This window comes from Microbacterium sp. X-17, from assembly GCF_039615055.1.
Genome location: NZ_JBDHNI010000006.1, coordinates 69,208 through 86,215 on the forward strand (window position 1 = coordinate 69,208; position 17,008 = coordinate 86,215).

At 70.0% G+C, this 17,008-nt stretch carries 17 protein-coding genes; 14 read left to right on the top strand and 3 right to left on the bottom strand.

Annotated features, from left to right (window positions below; genetic code table 11):
* Positions 1-43 precede the first annotated feature (43 nt).
* The gene (locus ABCS02_RS26325) at positions 44-1,945 is read right to left on the bottom strand and encodes a PRD domain-containing protein (RefSeq protein ID WP_345838671.1); all 1,902 of its coding nucleotides are present in this window, start codon (positions 1,943-1,945) and stop codon (positions 44-46) included.
* Between the two features lie 200 nt (positions 1,946-2,145).
* Here ABCS02_RS26325 and ABCS02_RS26330 point away from each other — a divergent pair, with 200 nt between their 5' ends.
* From ABCS02_RS26330 to ABCS02_RS26355, 6 genes are all read left to right on the top strand, one after another.
* Entirely contained in the window at positions 2,146-2,454 is a 309-nt protein-coding gene (locus ABCS02_RS26330) for a PTS IIB subunit (protein WP_345838672.1), read from the top strand.
* Between the two features lie 63 nt (positions 2,455-2,517).
* Positions 2,518-2,784: an HPr family phosphocarrier protein gene (locus ABCS02_RS26335; RefSeq protein ID WP_345838673.1), complete on the top strand. Its 267-nt coding sequence runs from the start codon at positions 2,518-2,520 to the stop codon at positions 2,782-2,784.
* A gap of 2 nt (positions 2,785-2,786) precedes the next feature.
* The gene (gene ptsP / locus ABCS02_RS26340) at positions 2,787-4,478 is read left to right on the top strand and encodes a phosphoenolpyruvate--protein phosphotransferase (protein WP_345838674.1); all 1,692 of its coding nucleotides are present in this window, start codon (positions 2,787-2,789) and stop codon (positions 4,476-4,478) included.
* A 30-nt stretch (positions 4,479-4,508) separates the two neighbouring features.
* Entirely contained in the window at positions 4,509-6,122 is a 1,614-nt protein-coding gene (locus tag ABCS02_RS26345; protein ID WP_345838675.1) for a PTS mannitol transporter subunit IICB, read from the top strand.
* A complete protein-coding gene (locus ABCS02_RS26350; RefSeq protein WP_345838676.1) occupies positions 6,119-6,556 on the top strand; it encodes a PTS sugar transporter subunit IIA in 438 nt (145 codons plus the stop codon). The genes ABCS02_RS26345 and ABCS02_RS26350 overlap by 4 nt, the downstream gene beginning before the upstream one ends.
* 13 nt (positions 6,557-6,569) lie before the next feature.
* A complete protein-coding gene (locus ABCS02_RS26355; protein ID WP_345838677.1) occupies positions 6,570-7,721 on the top strand; it encodes a mannitol-1-phosphate 5-dehydrogenase in 1,152 nt (383 codons plus the stop codon).
* Between the two features lie 18 nt (positions 7,722-7,739).
* Here the strand turns inward: ABCS02_RS26355 and ABCS02_RS26360 are convergent, their stop codons facing one another.
* Positions 7,740-8,315, bottom strand: coding sequence for an alpha/beta hydrolase (locus ABCS02_RS26360; RefSeq protein WP_345838678.1), 576 nt, complete (start codon positions 8,313-8,315; stop codon positions 7,740-7,742).
* A gap of 146 nt (positions 8,316-8,461) precedes the next feature.
* Between ABCS02_RS26360 and ABCS02_RS26365 the strand changes: the two genes are divergently transcribed.
* From ABCS02_RS26365 to ABCS02_RS26400, 8 genes are all read left to right on the top strand, one after another.
* Positions 8,462-8,746 carry a hypothetical protein gene (locus tag ABCS02_RS26365; RefSeq protein ID WP_345838679.1) on the top strand — a complete coding sequence of 95 codons (285 nt, stop codon included), beginning with the start codon at positions 8,462-8,464 and terminating at the stop codon, positions 8,744-8,746.
* The gene (locus tag ABCS02_RS26370) at positions 8,743-9,102 is read left to right on the top strand and encodes a hypothetical protein (RefSeq protein ID WP_345838680.1); all 360 of its coding nucleotides are present in this window, start codon (positions 8,743-8,745) and stop codon (positions 9,100-9,102) included. Before ABCS02_RS26365 ends, ABCS02_RS26370 begins: the two co-directional genes overlap by 4 nt.
* Complete coding sequence (locus ABCS02_RS26375) at positions 9,093-10,616, top strand: hypothetical protein (protein ID WP_345838681.1); 1,524 nt, start codon at positions 9,093-9,095, stop codon at positions 10,614-10,616. Before ABCS02_RS26370 ends, ABCS02_RS26375 begins: the two co-directional genes overlap by 10 nt.
* Positions 10,613-11,149 carry a hypothetical protein gene (locus tag ABCS02_RS26380; protein WP_345838682.1) on the top strand — a complete coding sequence of 179 codons (537 nt, stop codon included), beginning with the start codon at positions 10,613-10,615 and terminating at the stop codon, positions 11,147-11,149. The genes ABCS02_RS26375 and ABCS02_RS26380 overlap by 4 nt, the downstream gene beginning before the upstream one ends.
* 86 nt (positions 11,150-11,235) lie before the next feature.
* Entirely contained in the window at positions 11,236-12,348 is a 1,113-nt protein-coding gene (locus tag ABCS02_RS26385; RefSeq protein WP_345838683.1) for a 3-oxoacyl-[acyl-carrier-protein] synthase III C-terminal domain-containing protein, read from the top strand.
* The gene (locus tag ABCS02_RS26390; RefSeq protein WP_345838684.1) at positions 12,345-12,884 is read left to right on the top strand and encodes an isoprenylcysteine carboxyl methyltransferase family protein; all 540 of its coding nucleotides are present in this window, start codon (positions 12,345-12,347) and stop codon (positions 12,882-12,884) included. The genes ABCS02_RS26385 and ABCS02_RS26390 overlap by 4 nt, the downstream gene beginning before the upstream one ends.
* The gene (locus tag ABCS02_RS26395; protein ID WP_345838685.1) at positions 12,881-13,924 is read left to right on the top strand and encodes an NAD(P)/FAD-dependent oxidoreductase; all 1,044 of its coding nucleotides are present in this window, start codon (positions 12,881-12,883) and stop codon (positions 13,922-13,924) included. The genes ABCS02_RS26390 and ABCS02_RS26395 overlap by 4 nt, the downstream gene beginning before the upstream one ends.
* Positions 13,925-14,017: 93 nt before the next feature.
* Complete coding sequence (locus ABCS02_RS26400) at positions 14,018-14,380, top strand: hypothetical protein (RefSeq protein WP_345838686.1); 363 nt, start codon at positions 14,018-14,020, stop codon at positions 14,378-14,380.
* A 73-nt stretch (positions 14,381-14,453) separates the two neighbouring features.
* Here the strand turns inward: ABCS02_RS26400 and ABCS02_RS26405 are convergent, their stop codons facing one another.
* A complete protein-coding gene (locus ABCS02_RS26405) occupies positions 14,454-16,964 on the bottom strand; it encodes a chaplin family protein (RefSeq protein WP_345838687.1) in 2,511 nt (836 codons plus the stop codon).
* Positions 16,965-17,008 lie beyond the last annotated feature (44 nt).

Genomic DNA, 17,008 nt, shown 5'->3' on the forward strand with positions numbered 1-17,008 from the left:
AATCGACCGTTCGATTCCCGCGACTTCTCACGTTTCGGGGCCGTCAGGCGTCGATGATGCGGACGAGCTCGTCGATGAAGGCGGTGAAGGTGTCGGCGCGGCGGATGAGGCCGAGGACGGCCTCCCGGTCGGAGAAGACCTCCACGAACTGATCGAAGACGGTCTGGAACGCGGCGCGGCCACCCTCCGAGAAGGCGATGAACGCGATCACGTTCACGCGCGCGTCGCCCCAGTCCATCGCGGTGTCGTTGACGACGATCGCGATCGCCGTCCGCTTGGCGTTCATCGTCATGGCGTGCGGCACCGCGAGCGTGTCCGTGAACGCCGTGGACGACATCTGCTCGCGCTCGACGGCCTGCTCCACGTAGTCGCGGCCGATCGCGTCGGCCGCGATCATCCGGTCGCCGAGCGCGCGGATCATCGTGATGGCGTCGCGCGCGTAGAAGTTGCGCAGGAACAGGCTCTCGTCGAAGTACTCCAGCAGCTCGTTCTTGATCCCGGCCCTGCGGCGCTGCCGGCGGATGCGCGCGACTGACTGCCGGATGTGCTCCACGTCCGTCGCGGTCAGGAAGGGCTGCACGATGACCGTGTTCTCGCGGCGCCCGCGCGGGTCGATCGTGGTCAGCACGAGGTCGGCGTCGATCGCGGACCAGTCGGCGTCGGTGGAGGTGATGACGCTCACGATGTCCAGCTCGTCGCCGAGCGCGCTCTCCAGCTTCTCGCGCAGCAGGATGTGCATGTCGTAGTAGTTCGGGCAGACGACCGCGGTGCGCACGGCGTCCCGGCGGCGCGACTGCTGCTCCAGGTAGGCGCCGACGTGCATCGCGATGTAGGCGATCTCGTCGTCGTTGACCGCGATCCCCTCCGCCGCCTGCAGCCGGCTGGCGATGTAGACGGCCAGCTCGTAGGTCATCGGGTACGAGCTCTTGATGGAGCGCGTGAGCGGGTTGCGGGAGTAGGTGTTCTCGTGCGCCCTGGCCACCAGGTTCTGGACGTGCAGGGTGAGCCGCACGATGAAGTCCTCGTCGCGGAGGTCGACCAGGTACTCGGTGGAGGCCCGCGCGACGATCCCGCGCACGATCTCGAGGTCGGTCTCGCTGACAAACTCGGCCACGCTGTCGGCGCGTGCTCCCGGCGCGATGACCCGCGTGCGCAGCAGGATCGCGAGGTAGCGCAGTTCCGTCGGGTCGAGCTCCACGTCGAAGTGGGTGCGCACGAGCCCGCCGAGGTCGTCCGCCAGCCCGCGCAGGGCCTCCCCCGCGTCCGCCGCGCCGGCCGCGGGCAGCACCCGGTCCTTGGCGACGCGGTCGAGGGCGACGGCCATGTGCAGCAGCACGTCGTTGATGCCGTACTCGTTGACGAAGAACCCGCGCGCGTCCAGCATCTCGACCAGGTCGGACTTGAACGCACCCAGCCCCTCCGACGCGAACGCCTCCTGGATGCGGGAGACGTCCACGACGCCCTGCCGCATCTCGTCCCGGAACAACCGGCTGATCAGCTTGCGCCGCGCGATCTCGGGCCCGTTCAACCGCGCGACCGGACCGTGCCGATCGAGCTCCAGCTCGGTGTCGGCCAGGAGGCTGCGCACCCGCGTGAGGTCCGCCTCGATGGTCGAGTCGCTCACGAAGAGGCTCTCCGCCGTCTCGTAGACGTCGATCCCCTCCGGCTCGTCCAGCAGCCGCCGGGCGAGGAAGGCGAGGCGCTCCTGCGGCGAGCCCGCCGTCGGGGAGGCGCCCGGCGCGTCGGCCAGGTAGGCGGCGTAGGCGTCGCCCTTCACGCGGTAGCCGTTCGGCCCCGACTCGACCAGCTCGCCGAGCGCGGCGGAGTAGCTGCGGATGCTGCGGGAGGTCACACCCAGGTCGTGCGCGAGCTCGGCGGCCGTCACCCAGGCAGCACGACGCGACAGGATGTCGAGCATCCTCGTCTGCTTCGCCGAGAGCGCCATGCGACGCGACCACCTTTCCGGTTCCGAGTCAATCACGACCACGGCGCGGACGGAGGTGTCCCGGCGGCTGTTTCCGCACCCCCAGGAAGAAACCCTCCTGGCCCCCACCCGGGCGTCAGGACGAGCATGGTCACGATCCACCGGACCATCCGATCCACCCCGTTCCACCCGTTCGTGCACCACCGAAAGGCATGAGGTCGATGAAGATCATCGTTGTCTGCGGCGCCGGCGCCTCCAGCACCTTCGTCGCCGTGAAGCTGCGCAGCGCCGCGGCCGCCCGCGGGATGAGCGTGCAGGTCGCCGCGGGCAGTGCGAGCCAGCTCGACTCGCTTGCCGCGGTGGACGTCGTCCTCGTCGGCGCGCACCTGGAGGCCGCCGTCCCCGGGCTGCGCGCCCGTGCCGCCGCCACCGGGACCGCCGTCGCCGTCCTTCCTCCCGTGTCGCCTGCCGCGCTCGACGGCGCGCTCGCGCTGGATCTGGCCCTCAACGCGAAGGCCGGGGCACGATGAGAGCCACTGGCACCGCGGAACTGCGGCGTACCGTGCCAATCGACAACGAAGGAGACCGGAATCATGGCTGAGCGGATCATCACCGTCGGATCGACCCACGGGCTGCACGCCCGTCCCGCCAAGCTCTTCGTGGAGGCCGTCGGCGCCTCGGGCGCGAAGGTGTCGCTGTCGAAGGAGGGCGGCCGCACGGTCGACGCCGGCAGCATCCTCGGCGTCATCTCGCTGGGCATCGACCACGGCGACAAGATCGTGCTGACGACCGACGCGACCAACGGCGAGGCGGTGCTCGACGACCTCGCCGAGATCCTCACCACGGACCACGACGCCTGATCATGTCCGAGACCGTGCAGACAGCCCAGCTCACCGGCGCCGGCATCGGCCAGGGCATCGCCCTCGGCCCGGTGCTCCGGATGTCGGACCCGCTGCCCGAGCCGGAGGCCACTCCGAGCACGCGGACGCCGGACGAGGAGAAGGCCCGCGTCGCGCAGGCCGTCGCGACCGTGGCCGCCGACCTGCGCGAGCGCGCCGGCCGCGTCACCGGCACCGCGGCGGACGTGCTGGAGGCGCAGTCGATGATGGCGGAGGACTCCTCCCTCGCCGACGACGTGGCCTCCCGCATCGACGGCGGCACGACCGCCGAGCGCGCGGTGTTCGAGGGCTTCGGCGTCTTCCGCGACATGCTCATCGGCCTCGGCGGCTACATGGGCGAGCGGGCCACCGACCTGGACGACGTGGCCCAGCGGGTGATCGCGGCACTGGAGGGCCGGCCGGCGCCGGGCGTTCCGGAGTCCGACGAGCCGTACATCCTGGTCGCCCGCGACCTCGCCCCCGCCGACACGGCGCTGCTCGACCTGACGAAGGTCCTCGGCCTGGTCACCCGGGAGGGCGGCCCGACCTCCCACACCGCGATCCTGGCCCGCGAGAAGGCGATCGTCGCGATCGTCGGCGTCGCAGGCGCGGACGACCTGGCCGCCGGCACCGAGGTGATCCTCGACGCCGGGGCCGGCACGGTCACCGTCGCCCCGAGCGAGGCGCAATCCGAGGACGCCCGCCGTCGCATCGCCGAGCGGGAGGCCGCCCTGTCCGGCGGCCTGGAGCCCGGCGCGCTGGCCGACGGCACCGCGATCCCGCTGCTGGCGAACCTCGGCTCGGCCGAGGGCGCGCAGAAGGCGGTCGACGCGGGGGCGGAGGGCGTCGGCCTGTTCCGCACCGAGTTCCTCTTCCTGGACGCGCGGATGGCGCCGACCGTGGAGCAGCAGCGCGAGCAGTACGTGAAGCTGCTGCAGGCGTTCCCCGGCAAGAAGGTCGTCGTGCGCGTCCTCGACGCGGGCGCGGACAAGCCGCTGGAGTTCCTCAACGACGCGCACGAGGACAACCCGGCGCTGGGCCTGCGCGGCATCCGGGCGCTGCGCGCCAACGAGGACATCCTCCGCGAGCAGCTCACCGCCCTGGCCGAGGCCGACAGGCAGACGAAGGCCGACCTGTGGGTCATGGCCCCGATGGTCGCGACGGTCGAGGAGACCCGCTACTTCATGCAGCTGGCCGGCGAGTTCGGGCTGAAGACCGTGGGCGTCATGGTGGAGGTCCCGTCCGCCGCGCTGCTGGCCGACCGGGTGTTGCGGGAGGCCTCCTTCGCCTCCATCGGCACCAACGACCTCACCCAGTACACGATGGCCGCCGACCGCCTCCTCGGCTCGGTCGCCGGCTTCCAGGACCCGTGGCACCCGGCCGTCCTCCGCCTCGTCGGCGAGGTCGGCGCGGCCGGAGCGGCGCACGGCAAGCCGGTCGGCATCTGCGGCGAGGCCGCAGCCGACCCGCTGCTCGCGGTGGTTCTCGTCGGACTCGGCGCGACCACCCTCTCGATGTCGCCCGCGGCCCTCGCCGACGTGCGGCTGTCCCTCACCCGTTACACCCTCGACCAGGCGAAAGCCCTGGCCGGGGCAGCACTGGCCGCCGATGGCGCGGCCGAAGCCCGGGAGGCCGTCCGAACCACGGCCGCCGGGTTCGCCCAACCACCTGCCTAGGCAGGACCGACACAGAAACGAGGCACCATCATGACATCGGCGACAGCGACGACGCCGAAGCAGCCCAGCAGCGCTCGCGTCCACGTGCAGCGCTTCGGGACCTTCCTCTCGAACATGGTCATGCCGAACATCCCGGCGTTCATCGCCTGGGGGTTCATCACGGCCCTCTTCATCGCCACCGGCTGGCTCCAGAACACCGGCTGGGCGATCAGTGGAATCCTGGGCGGCTTCGGCGACCAGGCCAAGATCGGGTGGAGCGGCGCGGCGACCGTGCTCGCTCAGGACCCGAGCGGCCACACCTTCCAGCAGTACGTGGGCCTCGTCGGCCCGATGATCACGTACCTGCTGCCGCTGCTGATCGCGAACACCGGAGGCCGCATGGTCTACGGCGTGCGCGGCGGCGTGGTCGGCGCCATCGCCACGATGGGTGTCATCGTCGGCTCCAACATCCCGATGTTCATCGGCGCGATGATCATGGGCCCGCTCGGCGCCTGGGTGATGAAGCAGGTCGACCGGATCTGGGAGGGGAAGATCAAAGCCGGCTTCGAGATGCTGGTCAACAACTTCTCCGCCGGCATCGTGGGCATGCTCTTGTCGATCGGCGCGTTCTTCGGGATCGCTCCGCTCGTCGAGTGGCTGAGCTCGGTCCTGAGCAACGCGGTCAACTGGTTGGTCACGGCGCACCTGCTGCCGTTCGCGAGCCTCCTGATCGAGCCGGGCAAGGTGCTGTTCCTCAACAACGCCATCAACCACGGCGTGCTCACCCCGCTCGGCATCGAGCAGGCGCAGCAGCAGGGCAAGTCCATCCTGTTCCTGCTGGAGGCCAACCCCGGCCCCGGCTTCGGCATCCTGATCGCGTACTCGATCTTCGGCCTCGGCATCGCGAAGGCGAGCGCCCCGGGCGCCGCGCTGATCCAGTTCGTCGGCGGCATCCACGAGATCTACTTCCCGTACGTGCTGATGAAGCCGATGATCGTCATCGCGGCGATCCTCGGCGGCATGACCGGCATCGCGATCAACGTCACGTTCAACTCGGGCCTGCGCGCCCCGGCCTCCCCGGGGTCGATCATCGCCGTGCTGATCCAGTCGCCGGCCAACAGCATCGTGGGCGTCACGCTCTCGGTGATCGGCGCCGCGACGGTCTCGTTCGTGGTCGCGTCGATCATCCTGCGGGCCAGCCGCAAGCGTGACCTGGCCGCGGGCAACGCGGGCGACCTGCACGCCGCGGTCGCTCAGACCGAGGCCAACAAGGGCAAGTCCTCCTCGGTTCTGGAGGGTCTTGTCCAGGAGGGCGAGCACGACACCGGCGACGCGCAGGGCGACGCCACCGAACGACTGGTGCGCAACATCGTGTTCGCGTGCGACGCTGGGATGGGCTCGTCCGCGATGGGCGCGTCCGTGCTGCGGAACAAGATCAAGAAGGCCGGCGTGGAGGGGGTCACGGTGACGAACCAGGCCATCAGCAACCTCGACGGCTCGGCCGACCTGGTGATCACGCAGCGCGAGCTCACCGACCGGGCCAAGGGTCAGTCGCCGGACTCGCTCCACGTGTCCGTCGACAACTTCATGAACAGCCCCAAGTACGACGAGGTCGTCGACCTCGTCGCGAAGCAGCAGACCGTTACGGAGGACGCCACCAAATGACCGACACGATTCTCGACCGGGCGAACGTCGTGGCCGCGGGCACCGCGACCACGCGGGAGGACGCGATCCGGGAGGCGGGTGAGCTGCTCGTCAGGGCGGGCGCCGTGCAGCCGGGTTACGTCGACTCGATGGCGCAGCGCGAGGCCACCGTCTCCACCTCCATGGGGAACGGCCTGGCCATCCCGCACGGCACCAACGAGTCCAAGGACGAGATCGTGCGTTCGGCGCTCTCCTTCATCCGCTACTCCTCGCCGCTCGACTGGGGCGGCGAGGAGGTGCGGTTCGTCGTGGGCATCGCCGGCAGGAACAACGAGCACCTCGACATCCTGAGCAAGATCGCCATCCTCTTCTCGGAGGAGGACGACGTGCAGCAGCTCATCGACGCGCCGGACGCGGACGCCCTGTTCGCGCTGCTCGGCGACGTCAACGACTGAGACGGGGGCTCGCATGAAAGCCGTCCACTTCGGTGCGGGCAACATCGGGCGCGGCTTCGTGGGGCTCCTGCTCCACGAAGCCGGGTACGAGGTGGTGTTCGCGGACGTCAACGCCGAGCTGATCGACGCGCTCGACGCGGCGGACTCGTACGAGGTCCACCTCGTCGGGGACGACGCGGAGACCAAGACCGTCACCGGCTTCCGGGCGATCAACAGCGCCACCGCGGAGGACGCGCTGGTCGCCGAGATCGCGACCGCGGATGTGGTGACCACCGCCGTCGGCCCGCGCATCCTGCGCTTCGTCGCACCGGTGATCGCGCGCGGGCTCGCCGCCCGGGCGTCCGACGCTCCCCGTCTCGCGGTGATGGCGTGCGAGAACGCGATCGGGGCGACCGACCTGCTCGCGGCCGAGCTGATGGACGGCCTCCCCGACGACGACACCCGCGACGAGCTGGCCGCCCGCGCGGTCTTCGCGAACACGGCCGTCGACCGGATCGTCCCCGCCCAGGCGCCGGACGCGGGCATCGACGTGACGGTGGAGACCTTCTACGAGTGGGTCGTGGACCGCAGCCCGTTCAACGGGAACGTGCCGCCGATCCCCGGCGCGCACTTCGTGGACTCCCTCGGTCCGTACATCGAGCGCAAGCTGTTCACGGTCAACACCGGGCACGCGACGGTCGCCTACACCGGCTTCCTGGCGGGCGCGACGATCATCAGCGAGGCGATCGGCATCCCGTCGGTGCTCGCGGCGACCGAGGCCGCGCTGGCGGAGACGTCGGCCGCACTCAGCGCCAAGCACGGGCTCGACCCGGAGGAGCTGGCCGCGTACCGCGCGAAGATCCTGAACCGCTTCCGCAACCCGTACCTGGTGGACGAGGTGACCCGCGTCGGCCGCGAGCCGCTGCGCAAGCTCGGCCGCAACGACCGGTTCGTCGGCCCAGCCGCCGACTACGTGCAGTACGTCGGCGGCGTCCCGTCGGCGCTGCTCGCCGCGATCGGCGCGGCACTGCGCTTCGACGTGCCCGAGGACACGCAGAGCGTCGAGTTGCAGCAGCTCCTCCAGCGCGCCGACCCGGAGGACATCGTGGACGAGGTCATGGGCGTCCAGCGGGGCGACGCCTTGTTCGAGCCCCTGGTGGAGGTCGTGCGCGGCGCCGGGCGCTGAGCGCTCCGCCGTCGCCGCCTAGCGCGGGACGATCGTGGCCGTCGGATCGAGACACCAGTCGAGAACCGACGGCCACGTCCCGTATCCGGACGCGGGCGTGAGGTGCCCGCCGCCCGGGATGGTCGTGAGCGGGAGGCCGAGCGGCCCGGCGAAGACGGCGGCCGCGCCCTCCGGGTTGCAGGGGTCGGCATCGGACGCGACGATGCGGGTCTCGGCCGCAGGGCAGGACGGTTCGAGGGCGGCGAACGCGGCGACCGCCGGGTTCGCGCGCAGATAGCCGGGCGACGGCGGCGCCACGAGGAGGACGCGCTCGACGGATGACCCGGCCTCCGTGTCGTCCGGCCGTGCGCCGAGCCAGAGCATCGCGCTCAGGCTGTGGGCGATCACGGTCACGCGGGCTCCCCCGTCCGCCGCCTCCGCGAGCGCTGCCGCCGCGGCCTCCCGCCACGCGTCCAGGTCCGGCTGCGCGGCGTCCGGGAGCTGCGGGTAGGCGACGCGCTCGCCCCGCTCGTGGAGCGCCGCGGCGAGCTCGTACTGCCAGTGCCCGGGAGGCCGGAAGTTGTCCCAGCCGTGCAGGATCAGGAAGGCGCGCATGAGGGTGAGCGTAGCGGGTGGGCGGGTGGCGGGGGGGCGGGCGTTCGTTCAGTCGCCATCCGCGCATTGAAACTGCACCTGAAACATGTAAAACTCGAACATCACGAGCGGGAAATCGCGCTCGATCAACACAGCTGTGGGGGCTCATGTCGTCGGGGAAAGTCAGTTCGAACGTTGTCGATGCCGATGCCGCCGTCAACGAATTGCTGGGAATCAACACCTCCGGTCACGTGGATCAGCAGGTCAGCTTCGGGGGGACCAACGGGATCGCCGGGATGGACGCCGGCCGTGACGTCACCAATCAGCTGTTCCAGACGATCACGCAGTTCTGCTCCGCGGTGTTGGGGCAGGCGAACAAGTTCCCCGAACTCGCCCGCAGCATCGAAAAGCGTGACGTCGCCGACGCCGAGCGGTGGGAGAGCGCCGAGTGAGTGCAGACAGGAGCGCGAACGAACGCTTCCGACTCACCGCCGAAATCGCGCATGTCGAGCGGCGAGAAGACGAGTTCTCCGAGTTCCGGGACGCGTACGAACGGTCGTTGGAGCAGTTCCGGCAGCAGTTTCACTCGGTGACCCGCCGATTGGAGTCCGTGCTCTCTCGTGACCCGCACCCTAACAGCGCCGCGCGACAGGAGCACGAAGCCCAGCACGAGTTGCTCTTTCACGTCGATCGGTACGTCCAAGAGTCGGTGGAGGAGCTGGCGTGGACGAGCACACAGGTGAGGATGCCTCTCCACGATGAGCGGGAGCGCCTGATTCGCGAGAGGAATGCGTTGCCATGGGAGTGAAGTTCGGTGTCGACGATTCGAGCAACCTCATCAGCGCGATGCGCAACAACGTCTCGATCGCGAACACGATCATCGATCGATTGAGTGCAGGGTCGCAGCATCTGATTTCCCATCTCGACGCCGGCGTGTTGCACGGCGCCGCCTACACGGCCGGGCGTGGGCTGTTCAGCGAACTGATCATTCCCGCAATCGGGAAACTCGGCGAGGCCATCGACGACATTCAAGCCGAGCTCAGGTCCTACGAGCACGCGCATTCCGTCGTGGCGGAGCATGGCGACCTTGATCTGGACGTTCTGCGGGCAGCCTTGGCGAGCGCGGAAGAACAGCTCCGTCTTACCGAGGACCAGCTCGAACGGAACAGGGAGTTCTTCACCCAGGTCCAGGCGTTCGTAACGGGCGAGCTGCCCACCCTCCACCTGCAGAACCAGGCACTCGAGCGACTCGCAGAGCGCCTGGAATACACGATCCGCGAGCACAAGACGAAGATCGAGAAACTCGAGTGGTTCGTCGCTGACGTGTCGAACTACTTCTCCGACAGCCTGCAGGCCCTGCAGCTCGCGACGCGGGCTGCGATCGAGTTGAACAATGTGGCGGTCGAAGCGGACGGAACGTATTACCCGAACGGCGTGAACCTGGCGCTGATTCGGCAGTTGAACGGTGCGGAGGTAACCACCCACGAAAGCTCGATCGAGACGCTCATGGAGCTGTACGGCTTCACCAAGGAAGAGGCCGCAGCGATCCTCCTCGCCGAACGCCTGTACCTCAGGTCGGGTGAGCATTCCGATGAGCACGAATTCCTCGCGATGATGGCATCGCTCTGCGACAGCTATCGCGCGACGCGGTGGACGATCACTGCGGGAACCACTTCGATCGAGCACGCACGGGAGTACTTCGCCGGCTTGGGACTCACGGCCAAGGACGTGAATGCGTTGGTCGCAGCACTCAATCGCCAGCACGCCGAAGCGAGCAACTCTGGCAGCAAAGACTTCGCGCACGAGATGGTCGGCCTGGCGATCTTCACTGCGCCTCGCGGAGGGACCCCGGCGGGCATCATGGACCTCCTGCTGGCCGGGCAGCTCGATGAATTCTCGAGCTACAAGGGTGACGTCGCCTCGACTCGATTCGGCCGCGACGACATGCAGTCCGACACCGACATGATCAACATCCACCGACGCTCCCTGAACCCCGGCGCTAGCGTGCTGCAGGCGATCAGCAGCTACAACAGCGAGCTCGCCAGCGGAGACACGAACAGAGCCCAAGAACTCATCGACTCGCTGGGTGGCGGAGACTTCGAGCAACTCAGGAGCGTGCTGACGAAGGAGGTCGAGTCGTACAACCTCGGGGACGAGGTGATGAACGACCACCTGCACCTCACGGCAGGGTATTTAGGGTCGTTCGGGTACAGTCCAAGGGCCGCTAAGCACTATGACGACGCCATTCAAGACTACAAGAGGCTCAAGCGCAACAGCCTTGAAGCGTATTTGAGCTTCTTGGAAAGGGAGCTGTCCAGATGAAACACAGACCTCGGCGTCGGTTCGCGGCTCTTCTCGTCGCAGCCACAGGGACGGCGACGGTAAGCCTCTTAGCATCGTGCGGGCTGTCGACCCTTGAATACGGGCCGTACCTTCGAGGGCTGGAGGACAACTGCGAGCGACTGACATCTCACCTGGAGTCAGAAGGAATCAACGCTCACTGCGAAGAAGAGGGTTGGGCTGTCATCGAGGAAGCTGGTGTCAAGTACACCCTCAATGACTCCGGCATGCGATGGTTCGAAACTGACATTGCGTTCTTCTCACATTTGGGCACGATTAAGGGTGGGAAAATCGCATCCTTCACAATCATGGTGGGCGGCGGCTACGACGCACCCAAAGCAAGCTATCCCATGAGCGATCTCTCCAAACCCAGCGCGTACTACTGGGGCGACGACCTCGACTGGGTCCAACGCACGATCGAGGCGTCAATATCGACCCAGGAAATGAAAGCGCTCGTTGAACAGGCCGAGCACTACCAGCGGCTCGTAAGAACCCGACTCGACAACCTGAAATAGGACTGCGACCGCACACTCAGGCGAACCGTTCTGACAGTTCACCGCGACCTCACTCCCGGGAACCACCCCGGTGGTACGTTTCGCATGTGAGCCGTATCGTCGCCGTGGCGCCCGTGCTGCCCGCCCGCAGCTACAGCCAGGGCGAGATCACCGCCGCGCTCCTCGCGATGATCACCAGCGACCCGGCGCGGCAGGCCGTCATGCGGCGCATCCACGCCGCCAGCGGGGTCGAGACGCGGAGCCTCGTGATGCCGCTCGAGCGGTACAGCTCGCTCGCGTCGTTCCGGGAGTCCAACGACTTCTTCATCGCCGAGGGCACCACGCTCGCCGAGCGCGCCGTGACCCAGGCCCTCGCGATCGCGGGGCTGCGCGCCACCGACGTCGACTACCTCCTCTTCACCTCCGTCACCGGGATCGCCGCGCCCTCCATCGACGCCCAGCTCGTGCAGCGGCTCGGGATGCGGCCCGACGTCAAGCGGCTGCCCAGCTTCGGGCTCGGCTGCGTCGCCGGCGCGGCCGGGATCGCCCGCGTGCACGACTACCTGGCAGGGCATCCCGGCGAGATCGCGGTGCTGCTCTCGGTCGAGCTGTGCTCGCTCACCGTGCAGGCCCGTGACGACTCGATGGCCAACATCGTCGCGAGCGGACTCTTCGGGGACGGCGCCGCGGCGGTCGTGATGGCGGGCGACGACCGTGCCCGCGAGCTCGGCCTCCCCGGACCGGAGGTCGTCGACACCCGCAGCCGCATCTACCCCGACACGGAGGACGTGATCGGCTGGGACATCGGCGGGACCGGCTTCCGCATCGTCCTGAGCGCCGGCGTGCCGGACGTGATCGACCGCAACTTCGCCGACGACGCCCGCGGTCTCCTCGCCGAGCACGATCTTGAGGTGTCGGACGTCAGCGCCTGGGCCGCGCATCCCGGCGGCCCGAAGGTGCTGGAGGCCTTCGCCCGGTCGCTCGAGCTGCCGGCGGACGCCCTGGAGGCGAGCTGGCGGTCGCTGGCGCGTGTCGGCAACCTGTCGTCGGCAGCGGTGCTGCACGTGCTGGCCGAGCAGTTGGACGCCCATCCGGCCGGGACGGTCGGGCTGCTGTTCGCGCTCGGGCCCGGGGTGACCAGCGAGCTGGTGCTGCTGCGCTGGGCGGCGGGGACGGAGGCAGCGGACGCCGCCTCGCGGACGATCGGCTCGGCCGCGTGATCTGGTACACCGTCCTCATCCTTGCCACCGGCGCCGAGCGGATCGCTGAGCTCGTGGTCTCCGCGCGCAACGCCCGCTGGTCGTTCGCCCGCGGCGGCGTCGAGTACGGCCGCGCGCACTTCCCGCCGATGGTCGCCCTCCACACCGGTCTCCTGCTCGCCTGCCTGGCGGAGGTGTGGCTGCTCGACCGGCCGTTCCTGCAATGGCTCGGCTGGCCCATGCTCGTGCTCGTCCTCGCGAGCCAGGCGCTGCGCTGGTGGTGCATCGCGACACTCGGCCCGCGGTGGAACACGCGCGTCATCGTGGTCCCCGGCCTCCCGCTGGTCGAGCGCGGCCCGTACCGGTGGCTGCACCACCCGAACTATGTGGCCGTCGTGGTGGAGGGGTTCGCCCTCCCGCTCGTGCACACGGCGTGGATCACGGCGCTCGCCTTCACCGTGCTGAACGCGGTGCTGCTGCTGGGCTTCCGGCTGCCGTGCGAGAACCGGGCGCTGGCGTCCCTCGCTGCCTCCTCCGCCTCCTCCGCCTCCGCATGACGACGGCCGAGCTCGTCGTGGTCGGCGGCGGGCCGATCGGCCTGGCGTGCGCCATCGAGGCGCGGCTCGCGGGCATGGACGTCGTCGTGGTGGAGCCCCGCGACGATCCGATCGACAAGGCCTGCGGCGAGGGCCTCATGCCGGGCGCCCTCGCCGCCCTCCACCGCATCGGGGTCGACCCGCCCGGCCACCGGCTCGACGGGATCGCCTACCTGGACGGCGCGCGACGCGTCGAGCACCGCTTCGCCGAGCGCCCGGGACGCGGCGTCCGCCGCACCGTGCTGCACCGCGAACTGGCGCGGCGTGCCGCCGAGCTGGGGACGCCGGTCGTCCGCGGACGAGTGGCCGCGCTGACGCAGCGCAGGGACGACGTGGAGCTGAGCCTCGCCGCCGGGGAGACGATCGACGCCCCGTGGGTGATCGCCGCGGACGGCCTCCACTCCCCCGTCCGGCGGCTGCTCGGGCTGGAGGGGCGCGCGCAGCACCCCGTCCGTCGCCGCTATGGGCTGCGCCGGCACTACGCGGTCGCGCCCTGGACCGACCTGGTCGAGGTGCACTGGTCCCCCCTCGTGGAGGCCTACGTGACACCCGTGGACGACCGCACCGTCGGTGTCGCCGTGCTCGGCCCGCGCCCGCTCGACCAGGAGGCGACGATCGCCGCGATCCCGGAGCTCGCCGACCGCCTGGCGGGTGCGGAGCCGGTGTCGGACGCGCGCGGCGCCGGGCCGCTCCTGCAGCGCTCGCGCTCCAGGGCGGCGGGCCGCGTGCTTCTGGCCGGGGACGCCTCCGGGTACGTCGACGCGCTCACCGGCGAGGGGATGCGGGTGGGGTTCGCGCAGGCGCGCGCCGCCGTCGCCGCGGTGCGTGCGGGGAACACCGAGCAGTACGAGCGCGCGTGGCGGGCGACGACGCGGGATTTTCGGATGCTGACGACCGGGCTGGTGGTCGCCGCCCGGTCGCCGTTCCGTCCGCGGATCGTGCCGACCGCGACGGCGCGGCCGCAGCTCTTCGGCGCGATCGTCGAGCGCCTGTCGCGCTGAGGAAGCTGTCGGGTCCCTCTCTGGTCTCCCGCGGCCTCATCACGTAGTATGTTGCCGGTAGATGACACATGCGGTATTTTGCGAGGTGCGTTCGTGACTCTTCAAGACCTCTCCCCGGCCATGCAGGGCATCCCGGCCATTCCGGACGTGCGGGCGGATCCCCCGCTCGCGGACGAGCGCCCCGGAGAGACGTCCGACCAGCCGGACGCCGTCGCCGACTCCCTGACCACGCCGCGGAAGACGACGGTCACGTTCTACCTGTCCGAGACGCTGCGCAACCGCGCCCGCGCGGCCTACCGCTCGACCTCCTTCGAGGAGAGGGACAGCAGCTGGTCCGAGATGCTGAACAAGGCCCTGATCGCGGAGGTCGAACGGCGGGAGGCCGAGTACAACCGCGGGGAGATGTTCACCGCGAGCGAGGCGCCGCTGACGCCGGGGCGGCCGATCGGGTTCTGAGGGGCGGATGACGCGCGGCGATGGGCCGGGCCGGTCCTCCGACCGACCCAGCCCCGTCGCGTGGTGCGCGTCGTCACCGCGTGTGGTGGCGGCGCTCCCTGTTCGCGGCTCCGAAGAGCAGCACCGTTCCGATCATCGCCAGCAGTGCGGCGATCGACCCGAAGGCCAGGGCGTCCGAACCGGTGGACGCCAGAATGGAGGCGGTCGGTCCGGTGGAACCGACAGCGGTTTCGCCCAGCATGGACGAGCCCATCGCGGTTTCGCCCAGCGCGGTTTCGCCCAGCGCAGCCGTGGCCACCGTGGCCGGGTCGGTCACGGTCACGGTCCCGGTCGTGGCTCCGGGCCCTGCGGTCCCGCCGACCTGACCGGTCCCCGTGATCGTCGTACCCGACGCGACCGGAGTGGTCACGGCGCCGGTCGTCGCGTTCCCGCCGACAGCGACGGCGTCGGCCCCCGCTGCGACCGGAAGCGCGACCCCGATCGGCGCCTGAACGCCACCGAGGATGCTGCCGGCGCCCGTCGTGACCGGCGTCGTGCCCGCGCCCGACGTGGCAGGAGCGGTCACCGCACCACTGGTGCTCGCGTCACCGAGCACGCTCACCGAGTCACCGCCGACCGTCGCCGGCAGAGCCGCGCTCACCGGCGCCTGAGCGCCGGAGAGGACACCGCCCATGCCCGAGGTCGTCAGACCCGAGGCTGCCGGAGCAGAGCCTCCCGGAGCAGCCGTCGGCGCGCCCGCGGAGCTGGCGTCACCGAGCACGGCGACCGAGTCGCCGCCCACCGTCACCGGCGCCGATGCGGCCACCGGCACCTGAGCACCGGAAGCGACGCCGTTCGCACCCGAGGTCGTCAGACCCGAAGCGGCCGGAGCGCCAGCTGCAGGCATGCTCGCGGCGCCGGTGGCGCCGGCATCACCTAGGACCGCCACCGAGTTGCCGGAAGCGGTCACAGGAGCGGTCGCGTTCACCGGAACCTGCGCACCCGAGCCCACACCGTTCGAGCCCGAGGTCGTCATGCCCGAGGAGACGGGAGCGGACGAGACCGGACCGGACGACTGAGGCGTCATGGTGCTCGCGTCACCGAGCACGGCGACCGAGTTGCCGGAACCGGTCACGGGAGCCGCCGCGTCCACCGGAGCCTGCGCACCGGACAGCACACCGTTCGCGCCCGAGGTTGTCGCACCCGAGGTCGAAGGAGTGCCAGCCGACGTCGGAGCGGACGAGGAGGACCCGCCGCTGCTCGCGTCACCCAGGACCGCCACCGAGTTGCCGGTCGCGTCAACGGGAACCGCCGCCGAGACAGGCACCTGAGCACCCGAGCCCACACCGTCCGTACCGGAGGTGGTCAGACCCGAAGCCGCGGGAGCCGATGATGCCGGAGCGGACGAACCCGTCCCATCGCTGCTCGCGTCACCGAGGACCGCCACCGAGTTGCCGGAAGCGTTCACCGGAGCCGACGCGGCGACCGGCGCCTGAGCACCGGACAGCACACCGTCCGTACCTGAGGTGGTCAGACCCGAAGCCACGGGAGCGGATGATGCCGGATCGGACGAAGCCGTCCCACCAGTGCTCGCGTCACCCAGCACCGCGATCGAGTTGCCGGTCGCGTTCACCGGAATCGACGCGGCGACCGGCGCCTGAGCACCCGAGCCCACACCGTCCGTACCCGAGGTGGTTAGACCTGATGCCGCGGGAGCGGATGATGCCGGCACAGACGAAGCCGTCCCACCAGTGCTCGCGTCACCCAACACCGCCACCGAGTTGCCGGAAGCGTTCACCGGAATCGACGCGGCGACCGGCGCCTGAGCACCGGACAACACACCATTCGAACCGGAGGTGGTCAGACCCGAAGCCACGGGAGCCGACGATGCCGGAACGGACGAACCCGTCCCGCCACTCGCGTCACCCAGCACCGCCACCGAGTTGCCGGTCGCGTTCACCGGAACCGCGGCAGAGATCGGCGCTTGCGCACCCGACCCCACACCATCCGAACCCGAGGTCGTCAGACCCGAAGCGGGAGCAGCAGAGGTGCCGGTCGCCGGAGTACCCGAGCCTCCGCTCGTCGCATCCCCCAGCACCGCCACCGAGTCACCGGTCGCGGTCACCGGAACGGCCGCCGAGACCGGCGCCTGAGCGCCGGACAGCACACCATCCGAACCCGAGGTCGTCGCAGGCGCGGCAGCCGCGGGCGCAGGTGCCGCGGCAGCTGGCGCAGCGCCGCTCGTCGCGTCGCCCGCCGCACTCGCCGCGTTCCCGGACACCGTGACCGGCACGGACACGCTGACCAGGGCCTGGTCGCCGCCGGCCACGGACCCGAGTCCGCTCGTGGTGGCGGCGGGCGCCGGGGCCGGCGCTGCCGGAGCGGCGGACGTGCCGGAGGCGGCGGAGTCGCCGAGCACGGCGATCCCGTTCCCGGTGACGGTCACCGGCGCCGTGACGCCGATCGCGGTCTGGTCGCCGGACGCGATGCCGCCGGATCCTGTTGTCGTCGGTGGTTCCGCGGCGTTCGCGGCCGCGGTGCCGGCGAGCCAGAGCCCGCCGACGCAGAGGGTGAACCACAACCCTCTGGAAACGTACTTGTTCATCGTTCAGCCTTTCGAGTGAGTGTCGGACTCCCGGGCGGGAGTTC